Origin of the sequence: Paenibacillus sp. ACRRY (assembly GCF_022346995.1) — a bacterium.
GTDB lineage: Bacteria > Bacillota > Bacilli > Paenibacillales > Paenibacillaceae > Paenibacillus.
In genome coordinates, this window is the sequence record NZ_JAKRNM010000001.1 from 1,407,957 (window position 1) to 1,422,548 (window position 14,592).

7 protein-coding genes and 1 pseudogene are annotated in these 14,592 nt (G+C 44.7%); 1 reads left to right on the plus strand and 7 read right to left on the minus strand.

What is annotated here, in order from left to right; genetic code table 11:
* Positions 1-161: 161 nt before the first annotated feature.
* Both MH144_RS05965 and MH144_RS05970 read right to left on the minus strand, forming a co-directional pair.
* A pseudogene (locus tag MH144_RS05965) lies at positions 162-3,394 on the minus strand (bifunctional cytochrome P450/NADPH--P450 reductase).
* 257 nt (positions 3,395-3,651) lie between these two features.
* Positions 3,652-4,572: an NAD(P)/FAD-dependent oxidoreductase gene (locus MH144_RS05970; protein ID WP_239298343.1), complete on the minus strand. Its 921-nt coding sequence runs from the start codon at positions 4,570-4,572 to the stop codon at positions 3,652-3,654.
* Positions 4,573-4,973: 401 nt separating this feature from the next.
* Between MH144_RS05970 and cyoE the strand changes: the two genes are divergently transcribed.
* Positions 4,974-5,903 carry a heme o synthase gene (gene cyoE / locus MH144_RS05975; protein ID WP_239298345.1) on the plus strand — a complete coding sequence of 310 codons (930 nt, stop codon included), beginning with the start codon at positions 4,974-4,976 and terminating at the stop codon, positions 5,901-5,903.
* A gap of 95 nt (positions 5,904-5,998) precedes the next feature.
* Here the strand turns inward: cyoE and MH144_RS05980 are convergent, their stop codons facing one another.
* The 5 genes from MH144_RS05980 to MH144_RS06000 form a co-directional block, all read right to left on the minus strand.
* Complete coding sequence (locus MH144_RS05980; protein WP_239298347.1) at positions 5,999-7,768, minus strand: ABC transporter ATP-binding protein; 1,770 nt, start codon at positions 7,766-7,768, stop codon at positions 5,999-6,001.
* Positions 7,765-9,510, minus strand: coding sequence for an ABC transporter ATP-binding protein (locus tag MH144_RS05985; RefSeq protein ID WP_239298349.1), 1,746 nt, complete (start codon positions 9,508-9,510; stop codon positions 7,765-7,767). The genes MH144_RS05980 and MH144_RS05985 overlap by 4 nt, the downstream gene beginning before the upstream one ends.
* A gap of 142 nt (positions 9,511-9,652) precedes the next feature.
* Positions 9,653-10,384, minus strand: coding sequence for a Stf0 family sulfotransferase (locus tag MH144_RS05990; protein ID WP_239298351.1), 732 nt, complete (start codon positions 10,382-10,384; stop codon positions 9,653-9,655).
* 443 nt (positions 10,385-10,827) lie between these two features.
* Positions 10,828-11,652: a copper amine oxidase N-terminal domain-containing protein gene (locus MH144_RS05995; RefSeq protein WP_239298353.1), complete on the minus strand. Its 825-nt coding sequence runs from the start codon at positions 11,650-11,652 to the stop codon at positions 10,828-10,830.
* 197 nt (positions 11,653-11,849) lie between these two features.
* A complete protein-coding gene (locus tag MH144_RS06000; protein ID WP_239298355.1) occupies positions 11,850-14,483 on the minus strand; it encodes a PAS domain S-box protein in 2,634 nt (877 codons plus the stop codon).
* Positions 14,484-14,592: the final 109 nt, after the last annotated feature.

Below are 14,592 nucleotides of genomic sequence, written 5' to 3' on the forward strand. Positions count from 1 at the left end.
GGTCTACATAATTAAACCCGTTTCCAGAAGTACTGTCAACAACTTTATCAAAGAAATGTTATGAAAACGCTAACAGTTTGTTATCTTCATATTAAAAGCAGCGATAGACTTGATTATCGGCTAGGAATAATAAAAAAAGGCGGCTTTTCGCCGCCTTGATCCTAATATGTCTGCTCGTACTCAATCTCTGAAACATCATCATTCCGTTTACCTGCCCAAACGTCCTGAACGTACCGTCCTTCAACCTGAAGCTGCATGATCCAATGACGGGCTTCCTCAAGACTGGCTCCACGCGCCTCCTGGTACATTTGGCGTAACGTCCCTTCTACTTCAGGGGCCATATGGGTTCCATCTCCACAAATATATATTCTTCCATTCTGATCAAGCAGCCGAACCAATACTTCGGCCTTCCTGCTCATCAGATGTTGAATATAGGTTTTGGGTTGATCCGCAGCCCGTGAATAAGCGGTATGAAGCTTCACCACCCCTTGCTGTTCAAACTGTTCCAGTTCATCACGATAGATAAAATCACCATCATTTCGGCATCCAAAGAAGAGATGTGCTTCGCCAAGCTCTGCTCCCTTTTGCTTCAGCGCCGCCCTCGCTTGTAAAAATCCTCTAAATGGAGCTACACCCGTTCCTGGACCTACCATAATGACCGGGGTATTCACCTCTTCCGGAAGGGCAAACCCGGATTCTGGCGTACGAATAAACATGAAGATGGATTCTCCTGGTTCCAATTGGGACAAATAGGTGGAGGCAACACCAAGGTATTCCCCTTTGCCGCTCCATGCAGGCTCTCTAACCACGGACACCGTTATGCTAGCCTGTTCCCTATTTAACAGCGGTGAGCTGGAGATGGAGTAATATCTTGGTTTTAGAGGTGGCAGCAGTTCAAGAAAATTCGCAAACGGAAGCTCACAGGCTTCGTATTTTTCCAACAGATCCAGCATACTGACCCCAGCTCCAAGGATGGTTCTGGCATAACTTTCATCTTCCAGCATCATCTCCAACTCACGCTTGTGTGGTGGACATATGGTATGGTTAGCCATTTCCCTCAGCTGCATTCTCGTTGCCGGACCCTGCAACTCTACACAGTGAACGAGCAAGTCACGTAGTTTCACTGAACGGCCCAGAGGCAAATGCATCAGATTCGTTCCTCTGGTCGTTAGTTTTATGCGTTCTTCACCTGTAAGCTCAAACCGTTTCAATACACGTTTAACATGATCAGGTTGATTTTTCGGCAGTACACCGAGATGATCCCCCTCTCTGTAGGTTACTCCCTCAGGTAAAATGATCTCGATGTGGCGTGTACTTCTATCGCTTTTCGGAGCATGGAGTTCTTGGTTTACCCGCACGAATGCGTGAGCCGCACCATAGGTCTGTACGAGTGGAAACTCCGTATTATCCTGAACCCATTCCATGTGCAGTGCATTTTGTTTGGTGGGTTCTTTATCAATAATCTGAATACCTGGCACATCACGTAATGACTGCCACGCCAATTCCTCCCACTCCTCAACTTGTTTCTCCATATCGCCTCCTGCGTCCATTTCCCCGCGTGTTAACCATCGCTCGCCTCCGAGCAACGTTAATTGTTCATCCAAGTAACGAGGAATACTCTGATAGGTTCCGGACCAACCCCGATCTCCGCAACCGAGAACCGCATACCGAATTCCCTGGACACTAGCCGGTTCAGCATCTCTTAACCAATCCACAAATCCTTTGGCATTATGCGGCGGTTTGCCATTATAGGAAGCCGTAATGATCAGTATGATAGCCTGCTTCGGCAGCTTTCCGCTCCATTCATCCAGCGGGCACACTTCAGCTTGAATTCCGTTAGATTGGGCCTTTTCACCAAAATTGCGGGCGATCCCCTCCGCTGTCCCCAGGTTGGAGCCATACAGGACAAGCAGCTTCTGATATGACTGATGTGCTCCTGTTTCTGTTTGGCTCGGTAAAGGACTCATTCGTTTCACATCTTTTGTTCGCTGGCCAGACTTCATGGGAGAGCTCTCTTTCACCTGTGTGCGAGGTTTAACCTGAATCTTAAAATCGCCGGGTTTTAACGTTAATGTCTGTTTCACATCTAATTGATAATCGCTGTAATCGATCAGTTCAAAATGCTTCAGAATCATCCCCAGCACAAGTGTTGCTTCATAGAGTGCAAACTGCATCCCGATACATGCTCGTTCCCCGTTACCAAACGGCTTGTATGCGTGATGAGGCACCTGGGAACTGTCTTCAAATCTTTCGGGTCTGAAGTGTTCAGCGTCTTCTCCCCAAGCATCTGGATCCCGATGCAGTTGTGGGAGCAGTATACTGAGACTTTCCCCCTTCTTCACGGCATACTTTCCGCCGATCATCGTGTCTTCTTTGGCATAGACGTCGAATCCCGGGGCTGTTGGCCATAATCGTAATGATTCATTCAGAATCATGCGGATATATTGCAGCTGGAGCACTTCTTCATACTGCGGTGTGTCACTGGTCAAGATCCGATCAACTTCAGCGTAAGCTTTTTGCAGAGAATCAGGATGTTTTAACAAGAAATATAGTGCAAAGGACAATAAGCCACTGGTGGTTTCATGCCCTGCAATCAGGAAGGTAATAATCTGATATCGAATATTTTCATCATCCAGCGCTGCGCCAGTTTCGGGATCTCTTCCATTTAACATACGGGCAAGCAGATCAACGTCTTGATGATCCGTACTGGATTTCCGCTCCTCAATAATGCGGTCCACCAGTGAGAACATCGTTTCAATATCATCCTGGAATTGGCGTTTCGTTTTGACCATGAGCATGTTTTGGATTTTCAACCTCGAGCTTTTTTGCATCGCTTCATTCAGGGCCCGAACCATACTTACGATAAATGGACTGTGATCCTGTCTGTAAAAACTGTTAAAACGATAATTGAATCCGCACAATCCTATCGTATCCAAGGTAAGTCTGGTCTGGTCATGTCATCGGCAACGTCAATCGTATCTTTCGGATTGAGCCGTTCCCATTTATGGATGAGCTGTTCGGCGATGTCGATCATCATGGGATGATATCCTTTCATCGCCTGTTTACTGAAGGTGGGCAGCAGGATATTGTGTGCCTTTTTCCAGTTCGGCTCAGAGGTCCTGCTCGTAAATAACCCGTCACCTCCAAAAGCACGCACGTTCTCCAGTTCGTTATATATGAATTTGTCAAAACGGGTTACATCACACGCTTCTGCAACAAGTTCATGCCCGGAGATCATCAAGCCGGAGTAGCCTGGCACGGTAAGACGGTAGATGGGACCAAGCTGTTCAGCGAGTACTCCAAGTGACAATGAGGGTTTTTCTTTATCAATCAGTGGCAAATTACCGAGTGGCCCATACATTTTAGGCTGTGGTACAGTTACGGCTTCTCTCATGAATTAACGCCTCCCATGGGTTACATACAGATAGATTTGGATCGATCAAATACACTTTTATAATTAAAATTGATAGTTATATCTATCATTTGATATTATAATAATTCATTTTATATCCATATTCAACTATTCATTTACTGCTGCATTCTAGCTAGAGAACGCAAAAAAGAGGTATTTGCCTGCAGGCAAATACCTCTTGGAGAACATCGCTTCATTTATTAAAACAAAATTGAACTACTCTACTGAAATTAAAGGATTTATAACTTACCTGAATTATCCCAGGCCTCGGCGTTCAGCTCACTATTAATGCTTACGGCCGCCAAAGCACCCAACGAAGCAGCGGTAATCGCCTGATACATTTCCGATGCAGCATCTCCCGAACTAAAGACACCCGGTATTGACGTTTTGGCAAACGCATCTACCTTAACGGTCCCTGACTCCGTTACTTCACACCCCAGTGTTTGAGCCAGATCCGAACCGATGACAAGCTTTGGTGCGAAGAAAATGCCTGTACACTCCACGGCACTTCCATCCTCCAGCACAATTTGCCGAACCATTCCGTCCTCCGACTCAATGGATTGAATCGGTGCGTCCAATACAGGCACCTGATGCTGTTTCAACTCTTCTCGCTGTTCCTCTGTCAGTCCATTTGCTCCGTTCGTTAATATGGTGAACCGGTTCGTCCAACCGGATATCACTTTGGCCATGTGTACGGCTTTATCACCACTCACAATAATGCCCAGTGGCTGATCCCTTAACTCCCAGCCATCACAGTAAGGGCATACAAAGGCACTCTTGCCATATACCGCGGACAGTCCGGGAATGTCGAGTGGCTGGTCTTTTTTACCGACTGCAAAAAGAAGCTTCCGGCCTCTTACCACCTTGCCTTCTGTCGTTGTCACTTCAAATGAACCTTCAGTACCTGTGACGGCAGCGGCCGTGTCCTCCATGATATGTACAGAAGGATAGGCGAGAATCTGCTCTTTGGCAATTTGGCGGAATTCACTAGGCGTTGCCCCGTCTCTTGTCAAGAAACCGTGAGTTTCACGAGTCACCTTATTACGCGGTCGACCATCATCGATAACGACAACCTCTTTTCTGGCTCTTCCGAGTACCAGTGCGGCATTCAGACCGGATGGTCCACCGCCAATGATAATCACATCTACTGTTTTATTCATTTTAAACACCCTTTCCAGATACTTAAAGTCTTTAATTAACTCAAAAAAATCTTTTTATTCATACGATATGGATCAAAATAGTCTAACCTGACAATAACAACCAGATAGGCTATAATAAAGAGACTGAAATTAAAATCAATTAAAGACCCTTGATATCTACAATAAACCCTTGTTTGTAATTACGCAAGCATATTTTTCTCATTTTTTATCATTTTTTTGTTTTTTTCATGAATTCTGTAGCACAGAAATTCAATTTTAACAATTAAAAAAAACCTTGTTTTTAAATTGTTCACAATCAATTGACAGTATTTTTAAACTAAAACGTGTTTTAATTCACATAGTAAACTAAATGCTATAATAAGGGCACGAGATATATAAGTATAGATATAGGAAGTGAGCATTTGAAAACATTGAATAAGGGGTCTCAACCCAAAATTGAACTAGAGTATAGCTCCATTCCGAAAGTATTCATGGACACGATCAAAGTCGGAATCATCAAGTCCAATCTGATCGCCATGCTTGCCGGTTTGTGTCTGGCATTGTATGTATTTGATGCCTCATTCATAGCCAACATTGTACCGATCATACTGTCTGTCATCGGTTCCTCCCTGATCATCGGGGCTGCTGGTGTGTTCAACAACTTGTATGACCGGGACATTGACGCCATTATGGAACGTACAAGAACGCGTCCGACCGTTACGGGTCAGGTCGATACCAAGTCCGGACTGATTCTGGGGATCACCATTACGGTGATTGGGGGCATTCTACTGTATATTGCTTCACCTTCAGCAGCAGTATTCGGTATCTTGGGATTGTTGCTTTATGTCTTCCCGTATACCATGTGGACCAAACGCACAACAATATACAATACCGAAGTAGGTAGCTTATCCGGTGCCGTTCCACCACTGATTGGTTGGGCGGCAATCTCACCGGAGCTCGGACATTTCGAAATCTGGGCTTTGGTGGTTACCATGCTCTTGTGGCAGATGCCACACTTCTACGGTATTGCCATCCGCCGATTTGATGAATATAAGGCAGCTGGTGTCCCAATGCTTCCTGTTGTGAAAGGAATCAGACGCACATATATTCAAACGAATGTCTATCTGGTATTGTTATTGCTCTCCAGCTTTTTATTCTGGCCGCTTAGCCCATTTGTGGCGATTGTAGCTTTCTTGGTCAGCTTGGCATGGCTCATTCTTAGCGTGGCAACATTTGATCGTACCCAAACCAAGAAATGGTCACATAAAATGTTTATTTTCTCCATTAATCACATTACGATTGTATTCCTGGTGATCATCGCTTATTCCCTGATTGCACAGCTGCTCAGATAAAGAATTGCAGCAATGTTGAATACAAACAAGCCGTACAGACAAACTCTTGTATAGAGTTGACTGTACGGCTTTTTTATATGGTTGTTTGTCTGATCTTATCCCACTTTCACAGGTGCTTGTTCTCCCTGCCAGAGCAATTGCATTTCTTCACTAGTCGCAAGCAGCTCGCTCAAGCTTCCTTCTGCTTCAATACGGCCATCTTTTAACACAATAATATGATCTGCCTTCGCAAGTGCTGCACGCCGGTGTGAAACGGCAATACATGTCACATGCTGCTCGCAGGATAATCCCTCCCATACCTGCTGTTCCGTCTCTACATCCAGTGCACTCGACAAATCATCGAATATATACAGGTCCGCTTCAGTCATTAGCATCCGTGCTGTGGCTGCACGCTGAATCTGTCCACCTGACAGCATCACGCCTCTTGGACCAACAGAGGTTTCCAATCCCTGATCGAGGTGATCAATATCCTTCTTCATTACAGCCAGACGAATGGCACGTGTGAGCGATTCACCTACTCTGCCCTTTTTGCCCTGCACAATGTTTTCTTTCAATGTATCACTGAACAATCGAGGGACCTGGGGAGTGTAAGCCGCCCGGGGCGGCATCAAGAATGTCGCCGGATCTACCTCCACCCCGTTCCATCGAATACGCCCCTCCTGTTTCGGCAATAATCCGAGCAGCGTTCTCACCAACGTGGATTTTCCCGATCCGATTCGTCCGGTAATTACAATAAATTGTCCGCGTTTCAGTTGGAGGTTAATATTTTGAATTCCATTTGGAGAATTAGGATACTGATATGTCAGATTGCTGACTTCCAGTTCTCTAAGTTTATCGTCCTTTCCTCTCTGTTGTTCAACAGGTTCCGGCGGATCCTCATACAGATAGATCTCTCTTGATTCGATGATGCAGTCTTCCTCACCAGGACGAAATAGCTTACGCATGCGGTCAAAGGAGACCTTCAAACGTTTATGCTGGAATACCATGTACCCGAATAAGGAAATGCTAAAGCCTATGTTTGCAAGATACGATGTAAACAAGGCAAAGTCACCTACAGTGAATTGTCCGCTTCTCATTTCGGCTGCACACATCAGCAGGATTAATCCTGTACAAATGCTGAGTACATGCTGATTCAGGGATCTCATCCACTGTTTGAACAGATTATCCCTTAAGGCTGCTTGACGGCGATCCTCATTAAGTTGATTGAACCGGGCTGAAACATGCTGCTCTGCCTGCCCCAGTTTCAGAGCTTGCACCGCACCAAACGTTTCTGCGATAAAACTCGTAATACGCCCTGTCGCTTCCCGATTTTTCTGGGCATATTTACGTGCGCGATTCCCTGACAGATTGTTCAGCAGTGTGACCACAAGTAATGGCAAGACGGCAACCAGTGTGATTTTCCAGTTAATACTCGCCATAATGACGATGGATACAATTGCAAATACGAGCCTTCCCCAGAAGTCTACCCAGGATTCAACATACTCGACAACTTCGTCCACATCATCACGAAAGCGACTCATCGCTTCTCCCGGTGAAGCCGGAAGATTACGTCCAGGCCACCGCATAATGCCGGCCAGCATATTGGTACGAAGAATGGCCTGAATATGAAAGACGTATGTAATCCACGCATAGAAAGCGGCAAAGAACGTACCCACTCTGACTAACCTTATTAGCGCAATGAATATTAGCGGAACTGCCAGCCATAAGTAGTCATTGGATCCAATCGTGACCCGGTCAAAAAACCACTGCATCCCAATACCAATAGCTAATGGCAAGGAATGAAATATACACCACAGTAATCCGTTAATCATAAACAATACAGATCTAAACCGAAACAGTCTTCCCATAAATCCTGCTACATTCACGCAAGTTCCTCCTCTCTGCCCGTCATTCTCAGTCGTGCATAATGTGAATTCGGATTATTCGCAAGTTCTTCTCTGGCACCGAATTCCAATATCCGGCCATCTCCCAGCACCATGATCTGATCTACCTGTTCAAGGGTAGCCAGACGATGCGCAATTATAATTCCCGTACATTGCTCCATCAACTGGTTGACAGCCGACTGAAGCATGTGTTCCGTAGCCGCATCCAGACGTGAGGACGGTTCATCCAGAATGACCAGGCTCGGCTCAGTCAGAAATACCCGGGTTAAGGCAAATAACTGCGCTTCCCCTGCGGACAAGGAAGAACCACCCGCAGTCAAATGAGTACCCAGCCCATTGGGCTGGGTATCAATCCATTGACGCAGACCAAGTCGATCCGTCGTTTCCAGGATCATGTTATCCGACACCTCTTGATTGAACAGTGTCAGGTTATCCCGCAGTGTGCCATCGAACAGCTGAACATCCTGCGTAACCATACCCACCCGTCTGTACAGCGCCTTCAAGCTAAGCTTGGAAATATCCTTGCCGCCAACGCGGATAACACCGCGGTCCAGATTATACAAACGAAGCAGCACCCGGCTCAGGCTTGATTTACCGCTGCCTGTGCGACCAATAATACCAAGCCTTTGCCCAGGCTCAATCTTAAAATGGATATCCTGTAGAACAGGCTTATCGATGTTATAGCTGAAGTGTACATGTTCAAATTCAAGACCCAGCGCTCCACTCGGCAGCTGATCCTGGTTTCCGTCTTTGATTTCACTGCTTAGGGCAAGCAGTTCCCTGGAACGAAGCATACCGGATTTCGCTTTTTGAAACTCCTGCACCTGATCTCCCAGCATCTCAATCGGTTCATTAAGCATCTGGGTATATTGATAGATCAGAAACAAGGTTCCGAGGCTGATCGCCCCTTGCATAAAATAATGAACACCCAGCAAGAGCACTACTGTGACAGCAACGGCAAATAAAATCACGGTGGTATTCCACGGAATTACACGAAGCATCCAGGCTTTCCGGCCTTTCAGGAATACGATTCGCATTAATTTGTAGAAACGGCTCATGACATACGGCACGTGTCCGTTCGCCTGTACATCCTCAATTCCGGCAATCCGCTCTTCGATCATGCCGAACAGCGATGCACTTGCTTCACGCTCATTTTTGGAAGATTGGACACCGAGGTTACGGATAAATACCATAAATAAGATCGATAATAACGTAAACACGGTCATGACGATTGCAATAGGTATATTCACCGTGAACATAAATCCGAGTATGCCGGCAAGCAATACAAAACTCCCGATGACCTGAACGATAAACATGGCGAAAAAGTTTGAAATGCTCGTTACATCTCCATCGACACGTTCAATCATCTCCCCGGGTGTTTTCACATTGTGGAAACGCATATCCAGATGCAGACAATGTTTAAGCAGATCTCCCCGCAGCTGATTGGTTGCACGCCACGACACATCATTTCCAAAATAACTGACTGCCACCGTAATCAACTGATTACATACAGCAACGACCAGAAAGAGGCCTGCGAGCTGAATCAGACTTGTGAGTATTCCACCGTTAGCAGCTGTATCAATAAAACGCTGGATGATCTGCGGATTCAGTAGCTGTAAGCCGGTAGATGTCAGCAGCATTACCAGCAGCAGAGCGAGCCGCCCTTTTACAGGCTTCAGGTAACGCAAGAGCCAGGTCATGGATCTTTTTTCTTGTTTGGGCATACTGCCCACCCCTTTGCGTCTATTTATATTCCTATTTCAATGAACTTCCATTACGCCTTCATGGTTGATGGCTAAGACGAATCATGCAGAACAACATGAAATACCATCTCTTGCACCCAAAGATCATATTTGACTTGTTGTTTTACCATCTCGTATTCTCCCATCCCTTCTGGCAATCTTCCCGGAACCTTTGTACCCACTGCTCGGATACCTCATCCGCGATAGGATCAAAAGCGGGAGGCGAAACAGTAACGTCAGCAGACGAAACATCTAAGTACTCCAGCACCTTCCGAACAGTCCCTTCATAATTTTGTACGAAATCCTCGTATACGATCGTTAAAGGAACAATGCCTGACTCCGAAAGAAAATCTTCGATGGCAGCTTCACACATGCTGCTCTCAACAAGCAAATGTTTAATCGCATCAAAATGGTATTGATCTGCAATATCTTTCTCTTCAGCCTGAGCACCATGCTGACGATGCCACTCACCTGAAACAATGGCCCGCCACCAGGAAACAGCCAATCTCACTTTGTTTCGGCGTGTCATGTAAATATGCTTCGTGCAGTTCGGAAAACCTGTACTCCATACTTCCGCCCTAGGCGTTTCGGATGGCAACTGATACAGTTTGCGAATGGCATCGATCCAACGCTGTTCAAAATTGATTTTGATGCCAAATACCCCATTAGGTGTTGTACCCAGCTCCCAGATTTGCTCCAGATCTGCGTGCTGCAACGTTTCCGGACTCTTGTGCTGGAAATGCAGCCATTCACCAGGTTTACCTGCAACGCCTGTTGAACTTAAAGCTTCACCGAGCAGTGTACTTCCTGTGCGCTGGGAAAACCAAATCGTATAACTTTGAGAAGGTTTACTCATACTTTTACCTACTTTCTTCCCTTAGGATATAAAATGAATTGAAGCCCAGACCTACAAGATCTCCTTTCCATGTGAACTCATTGGCGGGATGCATGCAAAAAAGCCATAGATGAACTGATGTTCATCTACAGCTTTGTATCACAAGAGAACCATATGAAATCAAAATCGTTTCCGGATTTCTCCTCTGCATCGCAATAATGAATAGTGTTCACGACAGGGGCTGCACAAGCACGACTGTCCACACACTGACATTACTCCCAAGATCGTATCTATGCTCATGCTTATTCAGTTATTGAATGTATATCCCTTATTAGCATGAACATATTCATCTACCCACCCGTTACACATATTTGTTATTTATCTTATTCGTTCCACCACATTACGTCAAGAACATTTTGTCTTAATTGTAATTTCCTACATATCGATCATCATATGTGGTTAGCTTAACGATCATACCCCAGATTAGGAATCGTTCTATAAACAAATTTCATTTGATTGACCTTCCATACACCTTCATGGTATACAAGTTCAATATTTCGATCATAGACATAGTGAGATTCACCTGTTAGCGTATTTCCAAGAACGAATGATTGGGATAACGTCCCTATGGTAGGACTCGTATAATAAACGATGTTCTCAGGTACATCATACTGAATCCATTCATTTTGCAGCTCCTGCCCTCCAAGAATAGATCGGACCAACTTCTCTGTAAAATAGGGTTTGAAATACGTTTGTATATGTTTAATCTCAGACAACTTTGACGTTTCGTTCAATTTTTCCGACAATAAATTTAACCTGCCTTGGCTTATTTTAAGAGAATCGGTTATCCGGGATTCATCATTCTGGACATTCACAACCACCGTCTGATCATCTAACATGATTGTAGCCTGCTTGCTCTTATCATCCCAGTTCAGCTTCGCTCCAAAGGTCTGACTGACAAATTTTAAGGAAACATACGTCACGCCTCCAATTAATAGCACGGGCGAATCCATCGTTATTATCTTGTCATTTACGCGCGCATTTTTGAAGTTTACAGCCAGCAAAATCTCCTTCTCTTTTGTTTTAATCTGTATAAATCTATCTTCCTTATACCATTTTATATCTCCCCCCAGATTGCTGGATACAACTCTTAAAGGGATTAGAACCCGATTATTGAATAGTACTCCATCATCAACCTCTACTGTAGCATTCCCAGCAAAGGCAGGTGCAGTAAATGAGACAATCATTACAATTGCCAGCAATGATATAGCAAGTTTTTTTAATTTCATGTAACATCCTCCCATGGAACAAATGACATAACCATTCTTTCTGGAATAGTTAACGTTAACCAACCATAGAAAGTTGGCACTTCACATAAAAAGAAAGCTGATATGGGATAACAAAAAACCGCTCCCTTATCTAAGATAAGGGAGCGGTTCTATTGCCCATCAAGTGCTGGCTCGTTCAGAGATAACGCTTTTCGAGATCAATGATGAATCTGTTTCTTGTGGTAATACGTCTCCATCACTTGCATAATGGACTCGCTCTTAATAGGTTTGCTTACATAAGCATCCATGCCTGCCTTCAAGCATTTATCCATGTCGCCACGGACGGCATTTGCCGTAACCGCAACAATATATGGACATGCTTCAGGGTCCGAAAGTTCCTTAATCGCTTTGGTGGCTTCAAATCCATCAAGCCGCGGCATATGCACATCCATAAAAACAATATCATATGCATGATGTTTGACAGCTTCAACAGCCTCCACACCATCTGCTACATGATCTACAAAATGTCCCTTTTTCTCTACCATGCGGCTAAGAACAAGCTGATTAACCTCATTGTCTTCCGCAATCAGAATGCGCAGAGGCGTACTTCTATTCTTTTTCTGCTGTTGATCAAACTGGTTGCCACCTTCATCATTGTTTAGTTTGAAGGAAGCCGTAAATATAAAGGTTGTACCAGGTTCATCCGATTCCTCGATCCAGATATCGCCCTGCATAAGCTCTACCAGCTTTTTGCTGATGGCTAGCCCCAGACCAGTCCCTTGAGGTTTACGGGTCATAAAGTTCTCCAACTGGTAGAATGGCTCAAACAATTGCTGTCTTTTCTCTGCTGGAATCCCTATGCCCGAATCCTTCACTTTAAAATGAAGAATGACGTTATTGCTGCACTGCTCCTTAACTCCGACTTCAATTTCCACGCTGCCTTCTGGCGTAAATTTGACCGCATTGCCGATGATGTTAGTGAGTACTTGTTTCAAACGGTAAGCATCGCCATAGAGTGGAGTCGGTATGGCCTCGTCCAAACATAAACGAATATCCAGCTTCTTTTCACGAGCAAGTGGTTTCACAATTTGCACGGTCTCTGTCACGATTTCTCCAAGATCAAAAGGATCGTCTACCAGATCGGTTTTACCTGACTCAATTTTGGAGAAATCCAGAATATCATTAATGATGGCCAGCAGAGAATCTCCACTCTTCTGAATAATATGAATATATTCCTTTTGCTCCCCACTAAGTCCCGGAGTATCCAGAAGCAGGTCTGTCATACCGATGACGCCGTTCATGGGTGTGCGAATTTCATGGCTCATCATTGCCAAAAATTCACTTTTGGCCTTGTTCATTCTCTCCGCAGTCTCTTTGGCCACAAGCAGCTTTTTCTGTTCGGTAATATCCTTCGCAATCAGATAGAATCCGACATTGGTCTTGTTGATGATGATCGGAGCAAGTGTAGCCAACACTTCTGTCTCACTGCCATCCGTGTGACGAACGGCGTTAATTTCCTTCTCAGCTAATTCGTAGTTGCTTCGCAGGATCATTCCCAGATTGACAGCTCCGATGAATCTGCTAATGCTCGTGCCGATCATCTCTGACACAGGACAACCTGTCATCTTCACCGCTACAGGATTGGCATTCATAATGTTGCCGTCCATGTTAAACGAGATAATGGCATCATGATTATATTTCTTAAGTGAAGTGTAACGTTCCACGGATTCCTGCAATTTAAATTCAATGAGTTTCCGTTCGGTGATGTCCTGCAACGTTCCGTTCAATTGTACTGGCTGGTGATGTTCATCAAACGTAATCAGCCCGCGCAAATGAAGATATTTCTCACTTCCATCAGATCGTATATGTTTGTATTCGAAATCAAGCGGCTCACCTTGCTTTGTGCCTCTGATTTTTTCTTGCAAGGATGCTGCATCTTCAGGGTTCATCACCCGAAGAACATCCCTTGCACGGTATCGTTTGTGTGTGCGCTCGAGCTCGAAAATTTCAAGCACCTGATCTGAAGTAGCGATTTGGTCATTGACCATATCCCATTCCCAACTACCAATCATCGCAATCCGTTCGGCCTCTGCACTGATATCTTCATGTTTCTTACGTTCGGATATGTCTCGTCCGATGGTAAGTATCTGCCGTTCTTGCCCGGCATCCCCAATAATCTTGTATGTGGTCTCGAACCATAGATAATGTCCATCTTTATGGCGCACCCTGATATTCAGCATATTCCCGGTAGTCAAGTCCATATGTGAGATCTGTTCCAGGTCAATTGGATGGAAATATGCATTGTTATTCTGGCCAATAATGTCTTCTGGAGAGTAACCCAGCAGATCTCGAACCGAAGGTGAGCAGAACCGGCAAACCCCTTCAAAATTGGCGATGTAGATGATCTCCTGTGCATTATCCGAAATCAGTTTGAACATCTCTTCACTGTGCAAAAGTTTTTGTTCGGACAACTTACGATCCGTGATATCTACAATATGACAAATGAAATAAAGCGGCTCATCAGTTGTTTCATCCCGAGCCAATGATATATGCAATGAAATCCAGAGTACGTCACCATTTTTTTTGATGTAGCGCTTCTCGTACGTATACTCTTTCGATCTGCCTTCAAACAAATCACAAGCATAGATGACATCCTGCGGGCAGTCATCCGGATGTGTAATATCCTGGTAGCTTAGACTCATGAGTTCCACACTGGTGAAGCCCATCATGCAGCAAAATGCAGGGTTTACTTTCATCCATTGACCGGACGGAGCCACGAGTGCAATTCCAATAGGTGCTTGGTTATAAATCTGCTCGAACAATTCGTGATGGTCGACCTTTTGAACCTGCATTTTAAGATCTCCTTTTTGAAATATATACTCAAGTAATAGATTGTCGAAATTTCAAATTTTGTTTCATCTTGTCCGTTCCGTAAGGAATGGTGGTTTTAGAACCATAATA

Bases quoted from the DNA above. Each gene is read 5' to 3' on its own strand.
- MH144_RS06000 (WP_239298355.1), bottom strand. From the start codon at position 14,483: ATGCAGGTTCAAAAGGTCGACCATCACGAATTGTTCGAGCAGATTTAT.
- MH144_RS05990 (WP_239298351.1), bottom strand. From the start codon at position 10,384: ATGAGTAAACCTTCTCAAAGTTATACGATTTGGTTTTCCCAGCGCACA.
- MH144_RS05985 (WP_239298349.1), bottom strand. From the start codon at position 9,510: ATGCCCAAACAAGAAAAAAGATCCATGACCTGGCTCTTGCGTTACCTG.
- MH144_RS05995 (WP_239298353.1), bottom strand. From the start codon at position 11,652: ATGAAATTAAAAAAACTTGCTATATCATTGCTGGCAATTGTAATGATT.
- MH144_RS05970 (WP_239298343.1), bottom strand. From the start codon at position 4,572: ATGAATAAAACAGTAGATGTGATTATCATTGGCGGTGGACCATCCGGT.